The 17,634-nt window shown below is 58.1% G+C and carries 16 protein-coding genes and 5 pseudogenes; 5 read left to right on the top strand and 16 right to left on the bottom strand.

Annotation, left to right across the window (positions count from 1 at the left end; genetic code table 11):
- Positions 1–263 precede the first annotated feature (263 nt).
- Positions 264–547: pseudogene (locus BRA1417_RS0109050) on the bottom strand (EAL domain-containing protein); the annotation flags it as partial.
- A gap of 77 nt (positions 548–624) precedes the next feature.
- Positions 625–1,095: a hypothetical protein gene (locus BRA1417_RS39680; RefSeq protein WP_198034798.1), complete on the bottom strand. Its 471-nt coding sequence runs from the start codon at positions 1,093–1,095 to the stop codon at positions 625–627.
- Positions 1,096–1,841: 746 nt separating this feature from the next.
- Here BRA1417_RS39680 and BRA1417_RS39675 point away from each other — a divergent pair.
- Positions 1,842–2,228: a MarR family transcriptional regulator gene (locus BRA1417_RS39675; RefSeq protein WP_245286155.1), complete on the top strand. Its 387-nt coding sequence runs from the start codon at positions 1,842–1,844 to the stop codon at positions 2,226–2,228.
- A 140-nt stretch (positions 2,229–2,368) separates the two neighbouring features.
- Positions 2,369–2,935 (top strand): DUF3551 domain-containing protein, encoded by a 567-nt coding sequence (locus BRA1417_RS46140; protein ID WP_371259979.1) that lies wholly within the window; start codon positions 2,369–2,371, stop codon positions 2,933–2,935.
- A 196-nt stretch (positions 2,936–3,131) separates the two neighbouring features.
- Here the strand turns inward: BRA1417_RS46140 and BRA1417_RS39670 are convergent, their stop codons facing one another.
- On the bottom strand, positions 3,132–3,530 hold the full coding sequence (locus BRA1417_RS39670) for a hypothetical protein (RefSeq protein WP_035968400.1): 399 nt from the start codon (positions 3,528–3,530) through the stop codon (positions 3,132–3,134).
- On the opposite strand from BRA1417_RS39670, the pseudogene BRA1417_RS45335 reads away from it, so the two are divergent.
- Positions 3,423–3,964 (top strand): annotated as a pseudogene (locus BRA1417_RS45335) (transposase); the annotation flags it as partial. The gene BRA1417_RS39670 and the pseudogene BRA1417_RS45335 sit on opposite strands and share 108 nt — an antisense overlap.
- A 23-nt stretch (positions 3,965–3,987) precedes the next feature.
- On the opposite strand, the pseudogene BRA1417_RS39665 reads toward BRA1417_RS45335, so the two are convergent.
- The 10 genes and pseudogenes from BRA1417_RS39665 to BRA1417_RS45325 form a co-directional block, all read right to left on the bottom strand.
- Positions 3,988–4,446, bottom strand: a pseudogene (locus tag BRA1417_RS39665) (polysaccharide deacetylase family protein); the annotation flags it as partial.
- Positions 4,447–5,501: 1,055 nt separating this feature from the next.
- Positions 5,502–6,091 (bottom strand): annotated as a pseudogene (locus BRA1417_RS42240) (transposase); the annotation flags it as partial.
- Between the two features lie 124 nt (positions 6,092–6,215).
- The gene (locus tag BRA1417_RS39660) at positions 6,216–6,914 is read right to left on the bottom strand and encodes a hypothetical protein (protein WP_051448290.1); all 699 of its coding nucleotides are present in this window, start codon (positions 6,912–6,914) and stop codon (positions 6,216–6,218) included.
- A 391-nt stretch (positions 6,915–7,305) separates the two neighbouring features.
- Positions 7,306–7,506, bottom strand: coding sequence for a hypothetical protein (locus BRA1417_RS43685; protein WP_156948646.1), 201 nt, complete (start codon positions 7,504–7,506; stop codon positions 7,306–7,308).
- Positions 7,507–7,631: 125 nt separating this feature from the next.
- Positions 7,632–7,940 (bottom strand): NAD(P)-binding domain-containing protein, encoded by a 309-nt coding sequence (locus BRA1417_RS42235; protein ID WP_256379226.1) that lies wholly within the window; start codon positions 7,938–7,940, stop codon positions 7,632–7,634.
- Between the two features lie 261 nt (positions 7,941–8,201).
- The gene (locus tag BRA1417_RS0109010) at positions 8,202–8,882 is read right to left on the bottom strand and encodes an HAD family hydrolase (protein WP_027515550.1); all 681 of its coding nucleotides are present in this window, start codon (positions 8,880–8,882) and stop codon (positions 8,202–8,204) included.
- A 9-nt stretch (positions 8,883–8,891) separates the two neighbouring features.
- Positions 8,892–9,221, bottom strand: a complete 330-nt coding sequence (locus BRA1417_RS45330; protein ID WP_245286154.1) for a hypothetical protein — start codon at positions 9,219–9,221, stop codon at positions 8,892–8,894.
- A complete protein-coding gene (locus BRA1417_RS39650) occupies positions 9,203–10,480 on the bottom strand; it encodes a hypothetical protein (RefSeq protein ID WP_245286153.1) in 1,278 nt (425 codons plus the stop codon). Before BRA1417_RS39650 ends, BRA1417_RS45330 begins: the two co-directional genes overlap by 19 nt.
- A gap of 614 nt (positions 10,481–11,094) precedes the next feature.
- Positions 11,095–11,229: a hypothetical protein gene (locus BRA1417_RS45960; protein ID WP_256379146.1), complete on the bottom strand. Its 135-nt coding sequence runs from the start codon at positions 11,227–11,229 to the stop codon at positions 11,095–11,097.
- A 450-nt stretch (positions 11,230–11,679) separates the two neighbouring features.
- Positions 11,680–11,943, bottom strand: a pseudogene (locus BRA1417_RS45325) (Rieske 2Fe-2S domain-containing protein).
- Between BRA1417_RS45325 and BRA1417_RS43680 the strand changes: the two are divergent.
- Positions 11,897–12,301, top strand: a complete 405-nt coding sequence (locus BRA1417_RS43680) for a hypothetical protein (RefSeq protein WP_027515547.1) — start codon at positions 11,897–11,899, stop codon at positions 12,299–12,301. The pseudogene BRA1417_RS45325 and the gene BRA1417_RS43680 overlap by 47 nt on opposite strands.
- Positions 12,295–12,603, top strand: a complete 309-nt coding sequence (locus tag BRA1417_RS46135; protein ID WP_084462138.1) for an oxidoreductase C-terminal domain-containing protein — start codon at positions 12,295–12,297, stop codon at positions 12,601–12,603. The genes BRA1417_RS43680 and BRA1417_RS46135 overlap by 7 nt, the downstream gene beginning before the upstream one ends.
- Before the next feature lie 421 nt (positions 12,604–13,024).
- Here the strand turns inward: BRA1417_RS46135 and BRA1417_RS0108980 are convergent, their stop codons facing one another.
- From BRA1417_RS0108980 to BRA1417_RS39630, 3 genes are all read right to left on the bottom strand, one after another.
- On the bottom strand, positions 13,025–14,353 hold the full coding sequence (locus BRA1417_RS0108980; protein ID WP_027515546.1) for an MFS transporter: 1,329 nt from the start codon (positions 14,351–14,353) through the stop codon (positions 13,025–13,027).
- Between the two features lie 1,178 nt (positions 14,354–15,531).
- A complete protein-coding gene (locus BRA1417_RS0108965) occupies positions 15,532–16,422 on the bottom strand; it encodes an enoyl-CoA hydratase-related protein (protein ID WP_245286152.1) in 891 nt (296 codons plus the stop codon).
- Positions 16,376–17,587, bottom strand: coding sequence for a CaiB/BaiF CoA-transferase family protein (locus BRA1417_RS39630; protein WP_051448289.1), 1,212 nt, complete (start codon positions 17,585–17,587; stop codon positions 16,376–16,378). Before BRA1417_RS39630 ends, BRA1417_RS0108965 begins: the two co-directional genes overlap by 47 nt.
- Positions 17,588–17,634: the final 47 nt, after the last annotated feature.

Genomic DNA, 17,634 nt, shown 5'->3' with positions numbered 1-17,634 from the left:
TTTCTCAATTTGGTCCGACTAGACTTTGAATTTATGCGCCTAATTGGCTAACTGCGCAGCTTTTGCGCGCTCTCAAGTGTCGAGCCTAATCGTTGGTCTACGCGAGCAATGCGCGATACGTGGGCTGATAGAAACGACCTCAGCGGATTAAGATGCGCTTCGAGATGGCGCCCATTGGGCACGAGCGACAGTCTCGGGGCGGTATCGCGCTCCGATTGTGATCTGCGCAAATCATTACGAACGTGGCGCTGCCGGCCCGAAGCTTACGCAGCTCTCGAGATTCTCGCGCCGAAACGACGCAAGAGCTCCTCTACCTCGGCCGTAGCCTTGGCGCTGCTGAATAAGACTCCTTGCACCTGGTAGCAGCCCTCGACGCGAAGCCAATCGAGCTGCTCGGTTGTCTCCACGCCCTCTGTGGTCACGGTGATGTTGAGGCTACGTCGGAAACCCGAATCGCGCGCACTATGGCGGCGCAGCCGCATCGTTTCGCAAGGTCCTTCACAAAGCAGCGATCGATCTTGGTCTTGTCCAACGGAAAGCCGCGCAAGTTTTTTGGCCATGCGGCCATCCTTGCCGCAGGAGCAGGTGGCCTTGATGCTGCCATCGGCGTGCTGGGATGGATTGTCAGTGCGGCAAAGGGAATTCCCCCTTGCCTTTTTGCAGAAGCAATGCGTTTTTGGGTTGGGCGCCCGCAAGGTTGAATTGTCCGGTATCGCGCGGCAGCCGCCAAGCAGCGTGATCCTCGCGTAAGATCTGCAGGCGTTGGGCGGTCGCCGTCTCGTCAAGCCATTCGACCTTATCTTCGGCACCGCTTCGCAAGGCCTCCAGCCCGTCGGTAGTGACGAACTGAACGGCACCCGCGCAGTCCTCGCCGACATGGGAAATAAGGGCAAACACGTTGCGCGCGGCACCTGAAATCTTCGGCTCACCGTTCGAGCACGCGTTCGTCGTCGGGCAGGAGTCCCCAGAGGACAGCCTGCACTGCAGAGGGACCGTGCTCTTCGGCGCGAGCAGCATGGAAAGCGACAGCGGATAGGCTCCTGGCCTGGCGCCGGTCCCTGTCACAGACGAGGGTGAGCCGGCCGCGGGCGTCATTGCGCTGTCGCTTTGTGTCGACGCATGATAAGGGCTGGTTAGTCGGACAGCAGACGATCGAAATCCTCTAGCTCGTCGGGCGGCAACACCCGCTCGTGGGCGGCAACACACGAGATGCAACGCTGCGATGGCGCTTGAACTCGGCGTCTGGGCGATCCTTTTTGATGAAATCCACCGTATCGATTGTGCAAAGTTGCGATTCTTTTAAGCGCAGAGCTGCCCATGTTAGAAAGACATTCGAGGCCGTTGCCCGGCTCCGACTACGGTCTTCCCGCGTTGGAGCAACCCGTCGCCGGAGCGTAAGTGATGGAGTGCCGCGCCGGTCCGCGACACTCCGAATCGAGGGTCTCTTTTTGAATGTGCATCTCGGCGAGCCTCGTATTTTTGGCGAAGCCAATTGGTCGGCAAGCAGTAGCCGCCACATGTAGGCCGGGGTCTCCTGGGAGCCCCATACTTCGGGCCACTTCTCGGCATTCCCCAATAATCGACGGGAAGTAAGCGCGTGAGGCCTGAACAGGAACGGCCAGGCATTGTCCCTTTCTCCAGCCTTGTCAGCGCGAACGAGCTTTGAGCAGGGTCCTAACATTCGACGGCGCCGCATTTGGCTAAGCAAGCAACGCGAGGGGGAAATGGCTCTGCTGAGAGTCAGGAGCTGGTGCGGCGATTAACGTTGGAGATCAGATGCCTGAACGTCGGTCTGGAGGATTCACGTCCGAGCCGAGGCACTCGGCATTAGTGGAACACAATTGGCGATCTTGATGGCGGTGATGGACTTAGACAAGGATGGCGGTGCTCCCGCCGGCGTGGTCGCAAAACTGATAAAGGTCGACCCGTCCTTCATCACGCTACATTCGAAGGCGCTGGAGAAAGTCGGATTTGTGCGGCGCAAGACTGGTATCAGGGATGCTCGGGTCGTCCAGCTCTCGCTAACGAACAAAGCCCGTAAGCGTCTCGCGAACATCGCTGCACAACAGGAAGAACTGGATCAATTCGTTTTCGGTGAGCTTGGCATCGAGGAATCGGTGAGACTGTCGAGCCGACTTGCAGCGCTCAGGATGCGGCTGGAGAGAGCTCGCCTGAAAGCTGAACTGGACACCGGCGCGATGTCAGCCCGTGGGAGGAGCCGACGTTAGAAGGGAGGCGCTCTGGGGCATCAACGGTGGTTTGAATGCGGGGGCCGTAGCCCTCATGTGGAGCACCGTGGTGATGAGGAGCACATCGGCTCGTCGCGCCGGGGGCCAGTCGCTGCGGCGCCAGACTAGAGTTACCATTTGTGGATCGGGAGCTGGGCCGACCAATACGGATTCGGTGTGAGGCCAGAGTTCTCCGCGGAGCTCCAGAGCTCTGGCGTCCCCAACCCGTTACACGCGGTCAGCCGCTAAGCCTGTCTGTGTGGAATCGCAAAGCTCCTGCAGATCGCGACGAACTCCGTCCGCCAAGCGCGTCTACGAAGCTATTTGCCATTGATCAAAATCAAAACATCAATTCTAGATTTTCTCCTCTCAAGTCTGAACGGAGGCTAAGGGTCTCATGCGCAACCGCCTTTACCTGTGTGCTTGCACTTTCCATCCTCATCGGCTTTGGATGGCCATTGATCCCCGCTCCGCGGGGGCGTTCTTTCGTCCCACCGGCTCGGCAGAATGTTTATTGCCTGCAGGGACGTACCTGGGCACATCCGGGCAATTGCCAGTTCTCGACCTATGACCAGTGCATGGCCTCTGCGTCCGGCACTAGCCTATTGCGGGACGAATCCGATCTACGCATTCCAGTGACAAGGAGGACAACAGCGCCGATGCGTGATCGCCAAGCGTCGTCGAGACATCAGTCTTTGCTCATATAATTGGACCCCGTGCTGGTTAAGCGTTGTCTTCCGCCGGGTTGGACGTCCTCGCAACGCTAAGCACAACTATCGGAACGGGATGGACATGAACCCCTTCGCCGCGCCGGGGCGGCATCTGCGCGGCGACGAGCCTTCCGTAAGGGCGGAACGCTGGCCAGCCTCCCAAGGCGTACGGATGGGACGGCTTACGAAAGGCTCACGAGTTAGCCCAATCTGTTGACACGTTCTTGACCGGTTTATTATTCTTCGCGATCACTTGCGCTGGCGTGGCATTGACGAGCTGTTCGTACAGGAGACGATCTGTAGCGCCATCGGTGTTGATCGAGAAGACCCGTGCATTGGGTCCAACACCAATCTTACCACGCAAGGTCGGGTCGGAAGCAGCCTTCAGTAAGGCTGCAAGGCCAACACCACCACTTTCGCCTGGCTGGGGGATGCGATGCGCGGGGCAGATCAGCGGCCGGAAGGCATATTCAGTTACGCCCGGTTGGAGCAACGCGTTGCAGCGGATCATCCGCTGCGTGCGATCCGCGACTTGGCTGAGGCTGCGTTGAAAGATCTGTCGCGCGACTTTGCCAGGCTGTACGCCCGCCATGGCCGACCGTCGATTCCGCCGGGGCGGTTGTTGCGGGCGCTGCTGCTGCAGGCGTTCTACACGGCACGACCGGAACGGTAGTTGATGGAGTAGCTCGACTCCAATCTGTTGTTCCATTGGTCTGTCGATGGATGATCAGGTGTGGGATGCGACCGTGTTCTGCAGGAACGCGGGATCGACTGCTCGACGGCGGCATCGCGGCCAAGCTCTTTGTCACCGTGCTGAACCTGCCGTAGGTGCGTGGGCTGTTGTCCAGTGAAGACTTGTCCGGTCGATAGCAGCTGATCCAAGCCTGGGCCAGCAGGAAGAGCTTCGCGCCGATGGTGGCGGCGATCCCGCCATCTGGCAAGCAATCGGGCAGCTGTCAGGGACGCAATGTCGAGCGCGACTTCCATGGCGAGAAGCGCAAGAACGATACGCATTCTTCGACGACCGCCTGTTTCACAAGGGCGCTGCAAGGGGCCATTGTCGATACTCCATGGAGCGCCATTTCGTCGGCGGCAATCCCGCGATCGATGTCCTCTTTCGCCTTCTCGAAGCTGGTCTTCGACGCCATCGAATGCGACCAAGTGTGGTGCGCGATGGTATGGCCTTGCGCGGCCGCGCGCCGCACGAGCTCGGGAAATTGGACTGACGACTTACCGACCAGGAAGAACGTGGCTCGGACGCACTCCTGCGCGAGCGCCGCCAGCACCTTTTCCGTGTACGGCGGCCGGGGCCCGTCGTCGAAGGTCAGCACGACCTCGTGGTCGGCTAAGGGGAGAGTTTGGGGAAAGTTCTTCAGTCCAACCCGCGGATGAGTCTTGGCGTCAACGGCGAGCACGCGCGAGGTCCCTAGTGCGTCCTTGCGCGGACAGTCGGCCGCCTCCGCAGCCGTGATGCCGGCAAGCACCGCCGTCGCGGCGCTCACAAGCAGCAGGGCCGCCCATTCTGACATCGAGGTCGTCCCCGAACAGGTGTCTGGTTGCGGGCTTGAACAAGTTAGTTTTGCCGTCATGGCAGGAGTTACATCATCATGCCGATGGCATCAGCCGCCTCGTTTCCATTTCGGACTAGATGATCCGTCGCGGTGGACCTGCGCTCAAATCGGACTATGTCGCTCCCGAGCGCACCAAATTGTCTGCAACCAGATCACTTTCTGCTTCGTCCAATTGGAATTGGTTTGGCCGCCGCCATTCTACTTCTGCCGGTCTCCACCAAAACCGTACTGTGCAATGGTCGCGTTCGCCCCTGCACAGTACGGATATGGCGATACTGATTCATACAATGGCGCGGCACTGACGCCTGAAGTCGGCGTTCTGATGCCATTTATCGACGGATTTCATCAACGACTGTTGGCCTGTGCCGACGGCGCTCCAGCGATCGACAATTGCAGCGACTGACCGCAATACCATCACCTTCGCGAGGTGACGTTCTTCCTCCAGAGGACATAAAACCGCTTACAAGCGGCGGCTTTGCCGCGGAGCCGCCAATGCTGCACAACGCCCACCGAAATGCCAACGCTCAGCAATCTTCACCGCAGCAAGACCACCGGCTCATAATTCCATATGCTCGATGTCGATCGGTTCCTCGTCATCGGATGCAGCCGCTAAGCGAAGACATAGACGAGTAGGCTCGAGCAGAACAGCACGAGGCCGGCCGCGGTCGGTCCAGGAAGCTACCGGGAACAAGCTCATGATTGCGCATAAAATATCGTCGATTGCACCGCAGAAAAGAGAGCAGCAATGGCTGCGTTGCGCCGTTTGACGGTTAGCACATAAGTTAATATTAAATCCTGCTGTTGTGAGGAGTGAGAGCATTTTTCCAGCTTGGTTACGGCTCGTTCCGCCCTCTTGCGGCAGAGAGGTTCGCGATGTGCGGGCATGCTCCTCATTCTCTACGGGAGGATCTGTCACGCCGCTGTCCGGGCCGGGCTTGTGGACGGCGCAACGCATCTGGACGAAGAGGTCGGGCTTCAAGGCGCCTTTAGCCGCCCGCCATCATCGCGGCGGCCTTGGCCACACGAGAATAGGATTGCCGCAGCCTGACGCCGTGCCTTCTCGCCAGGCGGTTGACCCCTTGATGGCCGCATGAAGCAGCTTGGCATCGGTCGGAAAGGTGATGGCCTTCGGCTGCACCGTGGTGTCGACCTGACGCGCTTGAGGTCCTGGCCGCGTAACGCGCCGGCCTCGTGCGCCACCCGCAGGCTCTCAGCCAGCAGCAGCTCCAGCTTGTCGCCGAGCGGCTTGCGCCAATGGCTCAGGTCCATCGTTCGTGCGGGAAAGCGCGCTGGAAAAACTCTTCGCCGGTGAAGAACTGGAAATAAGGGTCGTGGACCCAGCGCGAACACCCCCTCATCGGACAGCCCGTAGATATTCTTGAGCAAAAAGAGCCCGATCATGAAGCGGGTCTCGATCCAAGGCCGGCCGTTCTCGCTGTAGAGCGGCGCGACCTCGCCGTCGATCCAGTCCCAATCGATCTTGCCAGCAAGCAGAACCAGCTCGTGCTTCAGATTGATCTGGTCCGGCCCGCGCCCGGAACAGATCGTTCGATACTGTCGTCTTGAGCTTCTTCGGCCACATCGTTCCCTCCGATGCACCACAGAATCATGGGCCGAAGGGAAGGGAAATCCAAAAGCGAAATTGCAGGGTATGGCGGCCTCAACCTCCCATTCCCCGCAATCTCAAATCGCTCGAATCCGACGACCTAGTACTTTTCAAATCCGACCATTTTCATCCGCCAGCGGTCGACGCCGCCCTTGTCGTCGCGGTGAATAAACGTCTTCCGGATCGAGGTCTCAAGGTTTCTGCGCTCGATGCCAAGCAGGAACGGAATGTCCAGTTGACGCGTTTGCGCGAAGTTCTCAACGACCGCCTCAGTTAAATTGCAGGGCGGTAGTCTTGCGGCAATCCCGTGCGTGGCATGCAGATCCTCGATAAAGTAAAAACCTCCAGGCTCGACGATGGGAAAGAGCTTTGCTAGAGCAAGCTGTTGGTGGTAAGCGGCGTGCGAAGCGTCGTCGATGATGATCCTTACGGGCGGGAGTGAGCTCGCAAGGCGTTCCAGGGCTCGCGCATCGCCCATATCAACACGTTCGAAACGGAACCGGTCGGTCTTAAAGGCACTAAAGTCGGAGATGTCGCAGCCGACGACTTCGGCTTTGGGAAAGAACTCCAGCCACATCCTAATAGACGGAATGTCAGAGACCTTACGAGTCAGCAGTGCATCGGGATCGAGAGAACCGTGCCCGTGCTGCAGTCCAATCTCGACAATCGTGAAGGCCTCCTGGCGAAATTCCTCGAACAGAAAAGAGTAGAAACTGGTGTAGCCATGGGCGTCGCCAACCTCATCACCCTTGTCGGTTCCCAGGGTATTTGCTCGTTTCGTCAAATTAGGGACGCTCATTCCAAGATCACCTATTCTTAAAAGATGCCAGCACACTCGGTGGATGTGGTTTCAAGAAGCGTGCCAAACGGCAAATACTGATTCGTCTTGCGTATTCCTATTTAGCGCCTGTCGCAGTTCGACAGAATGTCAGGACTCCGATGGTCGGCGTCACAGACGCTCCATCTCACTACGTTTCTTAGCGCATACCACTTGACGATGGCGGAAAGGCAACGAGCCACCTTGATCACGTGCCTTTGGTCAGGATGACGCGATCGCACGAAAATCTCTGCACCACTCAAAATGCGCAGGACGATGGGGGCTCTCAGACGCCGCTACACGTGCGAACCGACGATCGCACTCGCTTTGCGGCCAGAGCCCATTCTCGACCGATATAAACAGGCCGAAGAACCTACGGGCGGGACAGATGAGGCAGCGTCAGTTCGCCTTTGCCCGCAATAACTTCAACATTTAGTTTGTGAGCGGCGGCGGCCAAGACCGGCACCGAAACTGCACTCTCGCCTGCCAGGCGGACGGCGCAGTTAATATCCTTTGCGGAATTGACAATTGAGATTGCCAGAACATCGGGTTTCTCGCCCGACAAAAAGGCCACGAAGCCCTGAAATATTCCGGTGTTAGTGGAGCCGCGACTAACCAGAGAGCGGAGCATTACGAGAACGATGTCAGGACCGCACCCAAATTGGCAAACCTCCGCGGCTACCGCCGCTATCCCCATCGTCATGCTGTTGTAAACAAGCTTGACCTGTGACCTCGTCCGACATCGCCGACATGAAGAACGGTCTCACAAAATGCGGCAAGAATGCGTTCAGCCGCAGGAAAACGCTTTTCATTCAATCCTAGGATCGCGTAGAGGCGGCCTAACTCTGCTTGTTCGGGGCTCCGCGTCAGTGGAGCATCTATAAAGCTCAGGCCGCCTTTTTGGGCTTGCTCAGCGAGTGCAACCGTCGAAGCAGGATACGACGTCGAGCAGTCAATCATTAAACCTCCTCGGGCATATGGACGAACAGTCCGTCTTGCCCAAGGCAGACCGCCTCAACCTCGCGGCTGGAGGGCGAGGATAACAGAACGGCACTTACATGTCGCGCCAACTCAGCGATTGACGGATGTTCATGAGCCCGCACCAGTCAAGCGATCCGCACCGAAGCGATTCTTGTTGGCTTTGAGATGCAAACAATTTGCTGACGCAACAGGCTGATGCCCATACCGGTCGTCCAACGCCGATCAGGTCTATTCTCTGCCTCACCGTTTAGGAGCGACGTTGTGTGATGATCCCTTGCCAATCATGATTTATGCATTCCGCAAAAACCCATGGCTTCGTAGGATTGGCAACAGCTCATGATGGTTCTTAATCGTGTAGTCCGGACTTGCCGCCCGCAAGCGCGACTCAGAAACGAATCCCCCGGTAATAGATACACTTATCAGTCCGAGATTCCGTGCAATATCCGTTTCAACCGGCATATCGCCGATAATGACGGTTGAGGCCGGCTTCAAGTTTTTCTTCTGCATGTACAGACGAAGCCGCTCTCCTTTGCTCATCGATTTGTATTGAGTGTCGCGGCTTTCGAAGGCGAGCACGTCGTCGATGTAGTCATTGATTCCAAGTCTTCTCAACTGGGAGCGCAGAGGGTCGACTATGTGGTTGCTCACGATGATGGACGAAGCCGCTTCTCGACGCGCCAACTCCAAGACTCTGCGCGCGCCCTCGCGCAGATCGGCTTTATCGGCAAGACGTTCATAGGCGTCGTGAAAGATTGCACTGCCATCGCGATCCACCGTCGCAAGCTCGTCTTGCGACAGTCCCAGACTGCGATAAAGAAGAGATAGCGGAACGTCGCAATGTTCCCGAAACGTCTTCATGTCGATCGCTGCACGACCAAAGCGATCTAGTATCGCATTGGTTGTTTCGAGCAGTGCGTAGGCATCGTCGAGCAGCGTGCCATTCCAATCGAAGACGAGAACGGGTTTCATGATCTGACCTCAAGCAGGGATTGATTCCGAATAGGGAAGATCGGCCACTAATTCGTGCAAGTTCTCATTCGCGCGCCGCTGCCCCGCAGGGGTTGGCATCTCAAATGTAAACGGTGACAAATCGACGCCGTCTTGGCTGCCTGGCAACAGCGACACTAGAAGTGGAAACGGCAGATACGTTATCGTGGCTGCGTTGATGGACGTGGCGATACGACTTTCGATGATTTTGAGAACTTGTGGCTCCATCTTGTGAAAGCGAAGGCTTTGCGTGCGCTGTTCGGGTGGCAATCGTTTCCATATCTGCCAGAATGCCAACTCATCTAGTGTATCGATGCCCATGCCATAGTAGTTCGGAGCCAGTATGGCGGCGAACCGATCGCCCAATGTACGGCTTTGGCGCCAGCGGCTAGCAACATATTCGTAACAGCCTGACTGGTGTCGCCCCGAATGAGGGCCTCGTCGGCAATGATTATCGTGGTTTTAGCAACGCTAGGTCCCGAGATGCGGTACTTTTGAGCAATGCGAGACTTTCGCTGGCTGGGTGTACCGATGAGAGTTCGCTGAAGGAATTGCGTTGCGACTACTTCCCGACGCTGGGCGAACAGGCCGTATTCGGCGAGAGATGCAAACAGACCATCAGCGTACGGTCCTCCGGCATGCGGCATCGAGGAAACGATTGTGAGCGGGGAGCCTGGCTCTCCTTGCAATCGGTGCGCAACCAGGCCACCAAGGGCGACACCGATGTTGTACCGGGTTTCGAAATGCGATTGGCCTTCAACCGACGTTTTTGGATTTCCCAGATAAAGAGATTCGTAGGCGCAGAGTTTGGCTTTGTGTCGCCTGTTGCTCACGGAACGATCAACACAGCCCCCCGTTTTTCCGTCTACATACTTGATGTGTCCCGGTAAGACTTGCTGCGTCTTACCCTCTAGACCGGCGAAGGCACAATTTTCCGAAGCAAATAGCAAGAAGCCGTCATCTGTTTGCATAGTTTCCAATGGTCGCAAACCACGTCGATTACGGTATGCAACTAGAGTTCCTTCACCGTCCAGTAAGAGCGCGCTAATAGCACCATCAATACGGTCATCAACGTCGCGCAAGACGTTTTCATAACTAACGGGCAGACCGTGCCGCCAATAGTCTCTTTCACAAGTGCGTTCAATCCATTTGAGCAAGAGCTCGGCATCTGTGTTGCCGCCTAACCTATAGCCATGGGCAAGCAATTCCCCCCTGAGTTCACGGGCATTGACCAAAGCTCCATCCAACGAAACTGCCAAATGGTGGGTGGTGCCCGCATTGTGGTGAAGTGGCGGAAGTTCGCCGCCATCGCTGGTTCCGCGGCATCGGCTACGAATCTGGGCGATTGCAACATGGGGCTTAAAATTTGGATCCTGTTGATAGGGCTCAATGCGCGCGGAGCCGCATGATGATCGAAGCGCTCTCGCATATCGAATCCCTTCGTTGTGCATGAACGCCGCAACGCCGACACCCGCCTGCCCACGAAGCGCAAGTTTCGAAATCATGTGCTCCAGGCGATCATAAACCGTCGCCCGTGAGTTGTTTGAAGAGCATAGAAACGCAGCGGCAACACCGGACATGTTACTAGCCCTCTTATTCAAAGAACCGATGTCCCGGGTTCATCACAGCCGAATGTATTAACCGCCAGGGCGTGAAGACGTGGTTCCGCTTCTCACTAAGCAAGCGACGTACCAGTCCTTAGACGACACGGCTCGCCGCCAAAGCGGCGGAATTCTAGCCTTTTGGCTTGCCTAGCTGACCTCGCCTCATCCGATTCCTGACACGTTGTCTGAAGCGCGACGCGTTAGTGCGAAAAGAGCCAAGCTCCGACTCTGGGCCTGTGATCCTATCGTCCCACCACACATTGGGGCTCAAGCCTGTGTGCGACGCGGCCCCCTCGCATGAGCGAGCATGACGATTTCGAGCCGCGCTAGGCGTTCTGATCCAGCACTCGAGTCCTGATCGAGCAGCTGCTTCAGCCTATCGCCTTTTCACAGAGGAGCACGATCGAATCAGATGGTCCCGCCACATGGCAAGCGGGACCTTTGGACCCGCGCGGCGCCCTCTTCAATTTCTGACTGGGATGCGAGTGGACGAGCCGCATTGAAGCCGACCCGACGATCTCATCTGCCGATGATCAACGTTCTTGACCGCGCCGAACGGTTGTCCGTGAGTTCGACGACAACGAGCAGACTTACAAGCGCTCGCAACAGGGCGAGGCGGTTGCGACGTTGCGCTCGAGTACCTGCCGCACCAGCGCTTCGTTTTCGTCCGAGTTCGGATACCAGAATACGCGGCCGAGCAGGAAGTGTGAGAGATCAGCTAGCATGCACATCTCTGGAACCTGATCCGAGTAGATCCGTCGTCATCCTATTGCGATGCGTTTCGGAGTAGATCGGTATGCCCGCATCTCGCGTCACCCTGATCCCACCTTCCCGCGACGGTATACAGTCGGCGATACGGCGCGGGCGGATGTCAGGCTGGAGATGGAAGACCTCGAGCTGCCGAGCGAGATCAATGGCAGCTTTCAAGTGATCGATCGTGAAAGCACATGCACTCGACTGCAAGTCCTGAGCCGGCTAGGGCACACGCAATCGGGGCGACGCGCGGGATCAGTGCATCAGGTGCTGATGCCGTCGAGCCCGCCTCCCGGACCATCGCGATATTATGGTCGAAGAACGTTCGACCCCATCGGGCTCGCGCAGTTCCATGGCCCAAAGTGACTGTAGCATAAAAACTCTGCTTCGACATTGTCTTGCATTCCGGCCTTTGGCTACGCTTAGATATCGATGAAGACGGTGCCGTTTTCGACCTTTAGCTCGTAGCTGCGCAGGTCGACGCATGGTGGCAGTGCACGCGACTTGCCGGTTCGGTAATCGAAGGTCCCGAAATGCTTAGGGCACCCGATGATCCCCCACCGCAAGATGGACTTTCTCGTGAGAGCAATGGCCGTCGATTGCGGAATAGCCTCCTCCCGGAGAGCGAACAATACAAACGTGCGGCTGCCAGCATCGAAGCGAACGGCCTCTTCCGGCAGTGCCAGCTTCTATGCTGAGCTGATCGCGCTCAAGCACGAACGTTCTGGCGTGCGCATCGAACCAGGCGCTGTCGCCGAATGTATCGATGTCAGCGAAGGACGTTCCAACGTGGTGATTGCAGGTGGTCGCTCGCATCTGGCCCATTTGGCGATCGTTGGGGTCGGTGCGACGCCGAATATCGAGCTTGAGCAAACGGCCGGATTAGCGGTCGACGAAGGCATCGTTCCGGGGAGATGCTCGCGGCTTCGGTTCCGCACGTTTTGGCGGTGGCTGACTGCGGATCGCCTCTATAAAAAGCGCATCAGGCTGGAGGCATCGCGCAACGCGCAGCGGCAAAAGCAGCTGCGGCAACGAACATGCTAGGCGAGACCGTCCTTACGAGGACATTCCCTGGTTTTGGGTCAGATCAATACGACCAGACACTGCAAATCCTCGGACTCTGTCCGGAACGAGAAGTGCCCGTCATCAGAGACCTCGGCGCAAGGCGCCAGATCTTGTTTTACCTAAGCCGCCGACGGACGCCTCGAGGCCGCGTTCGGATTCGGGAGCCGGGCTCTGTAGCGAGAGGAATACGTTTTACCGAGATTATGATCAGTAGGAAGCTTAGCCCCAGGGCAGAGGCTCTCGCAGACCCCGCGATAAACATGAAAGCTCTACTGGGTTAGCAATTCAACGTTCGACACGGCCTAAGGCCGCCACGTTGAAGATCGTCGCGTCGGCCGAAAAGAGATCCCGCTCGGGCCCCGCAGTATTGTGCAAAGGCGGGAAGACATGGGCAACTATAGTACTCACAAATTCAGGTCCATGCCCCGGAGACGTAATGGTAATGCGCGGAACGTTATGTTGGCTAGATACTCTGAACCACCATTGATCTTCGCATTCGCCTCAACCAACTCACGCCGCCGCAGGCATCGCTGTCGGCACCCGCTGCGCCTTCGCTCGCTGAGGAACTCACAGCACGTTGGCCCTGTTCGCAATTGACGATGCGATATCGTAGACGAAATGCGCGCAATTCGGCGGCAATCGCCGAGGACGGCAGGCCGAGCGCGCCGCGATGATGCGGCGCGCTCGAATAGGTCCAAACGCCTAGTCTCCGACGTAGACGCCGCCCCGCTTCTTAGCGATCACATACACCGCGATGCTGAGCAGTGCGATGGCCGTGCCATAGACCGGAAACATCCAAGAGAGATTCGAGCGCTGGAGCCAAAGCAGCAGGAATGGCGTTGTACCGCCGAATATCGTCGCTCCGACGGCGTAACCCAGAGCAACTCCGGTAGTCCGGACGTTTCTCGGCATCAAGGTAGTTGCAATGAAATTGTACAGCGCCATGTTGCAGCCGACCAGTGTGCCGCCCACCAGCATGATAACGGAATAGACCACAATGTTCTTCTCAGAATAAAACAGCGGCAAGAAGAACGAGGGAATAAGCAGCAACCGCATCATGATGAATGCGCGCGAGGGCCGGATCCTATCCGCGAAGGCGCCGATCGCTGGCGAGAACACCATCCAGATGGCGCCCATAAGCGTCACGATGCCGTACACGTAGGTGCTGTTCTCCTTGAACACGCCGTTAGCGATATTGGGCAGGCCGAAATTGTATGTGTAGTTCGCAAGCTGCACGCTGCCGACCACCAGAATTGCCGCGAGCAGCGACAGCCGCGCCTTCCAGAGTGCCTTCCAAACTCCTCCGGTCGTATCTTGTATACGCGAATCCTCGTCCGCATGATGCATGGCGCGGGCAATCAAGGTTTCGGGAAGGGTTTGACGGAGATAGATGATCAGCAGACCGAGAACGCCACCAACGCCGAACGGAACTCGCCAAGCCCAATCTTTCATGATTTCCGGGCTAACGGCGGCGCTGACGAGGAAGGCGACCAAGCTGGCTCCGATCGAGCCCACCATGATGAAGGTGCCGTTGATCAGGCCGAGGTAGCGCCCCTCCCGTCCGGGCGGTGCCAATTCGATCGCGATCGCATTCGCGACACCTGCTTCGGCGCCGACGGCCAAGCCTTGGACCAAACGGAGAGTGACCAGTATGATCGTGGCGGCGATGCCGAGGTCCTTGTAGCCCGGCAGTAGTGCGATCAGCAGCGAAGAAAGCGCCATCGCCGACACGGCAACCATCATCACTGTCTTATGGCTGATGCGATCCGCGACCGGGCCGAGAATCGCTGCACCGATAGGACGAGCGGCAAAGCCGGCTCCGAAAACTGCGAGCCCGGCGAGCAGAGATACGACCGGATCGGTAGCGGGAAAGAAGTGTGGCGACAGAAACGCCGCCATGAAGCCGTAGAGTTGCCAGTCGTAGAACTCGAGAGCGACGCCGCCGCCAAGCCCAAGGGTCATCGACTTTGTCGCAACGGGCTTTTCCAGTTCAATGGAGTTGTCGTCGAAAGTTTGTACAGAGGCTTGCATCGATGCTGCTTCCGATTGTCAGAATGAATTGATGAGGCTCATCGAAGAGCCGGATGCGGAATGAGCGGTCATCGAACGTCGGCGACGTTCGCTCCGACAGGCCGGGAGCGCATTCGCGCGTCGTCCCGCCGCTCTTGGCAAATCCTTTTGAAGTTTCCAGGACGAGCGCCGTCGAGGCGATTCTTCCGAACTTGGCAAAAAGTAGGCGCGTGCAGGCCCCTCGCCAGAGTCATTGTTCCTCTCCTTCTGCTCACGCGCTTTGCGCGTCGTGATGGTCTTTTTTGTTGGCGGCACATTGCTGCGGTCTGCTGCAAGTCCGCAGTAGGGAAAGCGGAAACGAACGTCGCTCTCGCGATCCTGTCGAAGGCCGGGCGATCTGATGCCCTACCCTTTCGCTTCAAGAGCACACCACGCATATAGCCCAATGTCAATATTGAAGTGTATCAATGTCGTCTTGCTACATTTCAAGTCGGAAATCGAAGTTCGTCCACTTCTACAGCGATAGTCCTCAGCGCCTTAAGTAATTGATTATGCGATAGCAAATTGACCGCAAATTTCGTCCTTTCTGGAAATTGATATATCTCATTCGATCCGCTGCTCCGGGGGGACATGCTTTCGTTCGCCTCTTCCGGAGAATTCACTCGCTCCAGGCGCGAGCGGAGACCTCACGGCGCCGATCGGGCCGCATCGCGCAACGCGAGAGATTCTGATTTCGAAAAGGAGGCGCCATGAAAGGCAGATCTTCGCTGGACGAGCTGATCGGAAGATCCGTCTCCATCGAGAATCGGAGAGGACGACGTGATCGCGTTCGCCGACATCACACTGGACTCTCATCAATCATCTCGACGAAGCGTTGCCCAGCCCACAACGGAGTGGGCGGTCGCGTCGTCCAGGGCGAGTTGCTGGTTAGCCTGATGGTGGGCGTCGGAACGGCGATGCGCTCGTCCCGTTCTGTCTTACGGATACGATTGGCTGCGATTCCTGCGTGGGGTGCATCTCGGCGAAACCGTCACCGCGACCTACACGTTCACGAAAGCGATCAACGAGAAATCAAACTGCGCGGCGGAGGTAAGCATCATCAATGTGCGCGAGATCTTGTGGCCGAATGACTTGTCGCTGAGTTCCCGGGATAAAGCGGCGCCCTGCGTCTCGGACCTAGAGCGTTCGGTTTGAAGCGCTCAGCGTCCCCGATAGTCCGGGGACCGCTTCTCGAAGAACGCATCCATCCCTTCCTGCTGGTCCGCGGTCGTGAAGGCGACCCGGATGGCTTGGCGCTCGAACTCAACGCCGGCGTCAAGAGGCGTCTGGTAGGCAGCGAGCACCGCCGATTTCGCGAGCTCGACCGAACGTGGCGGCTTCTGCGCGATGATGCTGGCGATCTCGAGGGCGCTCGCCGTCGCCGTCCCGGTCGGGACAATGTCCGCAACGAGTCCGGCCTGCAGCGCGGTCCGGGCGGAGATAGGCTGGCCGCTGAGGACCATCAACATCGCCAAAGATTTTCCCGCCACACGCGTCAGGCGCTGCGTACCCCCATCCCCGGGAATGACACCGATGTTGATCTCCGGTTGCCCGAACTGAGCGCTCTCGCCCGCCACGACGACGTCAGCGAGCATGGCGAGTTCGTTCCCACCACCGAAACAGATGCCTTCGACCGCCGCGACCATCGGCTTCACGCAGTTCGTGATGTCCCGCCAATCGTTCCGCCTGTCCGGATTGTTGATGGCTTCGAATCCACGCTGCTGCATCTCCTTGATGTCTGCGCCGGCGCAGAAGAACGCGTCGCCGCCCGTAAGAACGATGCAACGGATATCCTTGTCGGCGACGGCGGCTCGGGAAGCGCCAGCGATCGCCGCGATGAGCTCGTTGCTCAGCGCGTTGCGCTTCGCGTGTCGGTTCATATTCAACAGTCGAACATGCGGAGACGGCGTTGTCGCGATGACGAGGTCCGACGTGGTCATTGGGCGTACTCGGGTTCCAATTGGATTTTCATTGAGTCCGATCGTGTGAAAGGACCGTGCCAGATCAACCGAAAGCTTTCTTGCCGCGCGCCTCGGCGATGGCCTCGACACTGAATCCGAACGAGCACAGAACTTCGTCGGTGGCCGCGCCGATTGGCGCCGGATGAATGCGCACCCCGGGCGGAGTTCGCGACAGACGCACTGGAAGGCCGACGAGAGGCACGGTCCCGCGGCCCGGCACTTCCACGTCCCACATGATGCCGTTGTGTGCAGTCTGCTCCTGAGCGACGGCGTCGGCAATTTCATTGACCGGCATGCAGAGCAGATCGACCTCGGACAGCTTTCGCACCACTTTTTCCGTCGTGAGCGCCGCAATCGTCTTTTCACAGTGTGCCTTGACGACAGAAAGGTGCTCAACCTGCCCGCTCAGAGACGAAAGCTCCGGTCGCGTGCTGATGTCCGGCAGTTCCAGCGCCTTGCACATGAGGCCCAGCGGGTTGTCCCGAAACAACATGACCACGGACACCCAACTGTCCGACGTCTTGAAGAAGATCGATTGCTTGATCCAATTGGTCTTCGTGCCGTAGATGCTTTCACTCGCGACCTCGCAAAGCTGCATCGCGAGCGCTACGTCGTACAGGCACGTCGAGACGATCTGGCCGTGGCCCGAAGTCTGCCGCTCGATGAGAGCGGCGAGAACCCCTTGTACAAGAGACATGGCCGCGCCGTAATCGACGATGGGCGAATTGGTCAGGTGAGGCGGCTCGTTGTCTTGCAGCCCACCGCGGGCCATTCCGCTGAACGCCTGAGCCAACATATCCTGGCCTGGTCTATCAGCAAGAGGCCCGCTCTCGCCGAAGCCGAAGCCCGCGGCGTAGACCAGTCGCGGATTGCGGGCGCTCAGTTCGGCGTAGCCGAGGCCTAGGCGTTCCATGACGCCCGGCCGGAAGTTGTGCATGAGGACATCGGCCTTGTCGACCAACTGAAGCAGGATCTCCTTCGCCGCCGGATTTTTGAGATCCAGCGACAGCAACCGCTTGTTGCGCCCCATTGCCGCGTAGTAAGAACTCATACCGCCCAGGCGCGTGGCTTCGAAGTCGAGACCGCGCGTGATGTCGCCTTGCGGCCGCTCCACCTTGATGACGTCCGCCCCGAGGTCGCCCAGAACTTGGCAGGCCAGCGGAACCTGCATCACCATCCCCACTTCCAGCACGACGATGCCATTCAGGGCACCAGCCTTGGCGGTGAGCGATTTGCCGTTGGGTTGAGCGTTCATTGGGCATCCTCTCCTAAAACGGGTTCTTGGCCGACCGAGCGACATCC

The sequence above is a fragment of the Bradyrhizobium sp. WSM1417 genome, from assembly GCF_000515415.1.
Taxonomy (GTDB): domain Bacteria; phylum Pseudomonadota; class Alphaproteobacteria; order Rhizobiales; family Xanthobacteraceae; genus Bradyrhizobium.
Note: the sequence above shows the minus strand (reverse complement) of the source record. Positions and strands in the feature narration are given on the sequence as shown.

Coding starts and splice junctions, on each gene's coding strand:
- BRA1417_RS0108980 (WP_027515546.1), bottom strand. CDS start 14,353: ATGCAAGCCTCTGTACAAACTTTCGACGACAACTCCATTGAACTGGAA.
- BRA1417_RS39670 (WP_035968400.1), bottom strand. CDS start 3,530: ATGGCGGGCGTACAGCCTGGCAAAGTCGCGCGACAGATCTTTCAACGC.
- BRA1417_RS39680 (WP_198034798.1), bottom strand. CDS start 1,095: ATGACGCCCGCGGCCGGCTCACCCTCGTCTGTGACAGGGACCGGCGCC.
- BRA1417_RS0109010 (WP_027515550.1), bottom strand. CDS start 8,882: ATGAAACCCGTTCTCGTCTTCGATTGGAATGGCACGCTGCTCGACGAT.
- BRA1417_RS39650 (WP_245286153.1), bottom strand. CDS start 10,480: ATGTCCGGTGTTGCCGCTGCGTTTCTATGCTCTTCAAACAACTCACGG.
- BRA1417_RS45330 (WP_245286154.1), bottom strand. CDS start 9,221: ATGGGCATCGATACACTAGATGAGTTGGCATTCTGGCAGATATGGAAA.
- BRA1417_RS45960 (WP_256379146.1), bottom strand. CDS start 11,229: ATGCTAGCTGATCTCTCACACTTCCTGCTCGGCCGCGTATTCTGGTAT.
- BRA1417_RS39630 (WP_051448289.1), bottom strand. CDS start 17,587: ATGAACGCTCAACCCAACGGCAAATCGCTCACCGCCAAGGCTGGTGCC.
- BRA1417_RS46135 (WP_084462138.1), top strand. CDS start 12,295: ATGCTAGGCGAGACCGTCCTTACGAGGACATTCCCTGGTTTTGGGTCA.
- BRA1417_RS39660 (WP_051448290.1), bottom strand. CDS start 6,914: ATGAGCGTCCCTAATTTGACGAAACGAGCAAATACCCTGGGAACCGAC.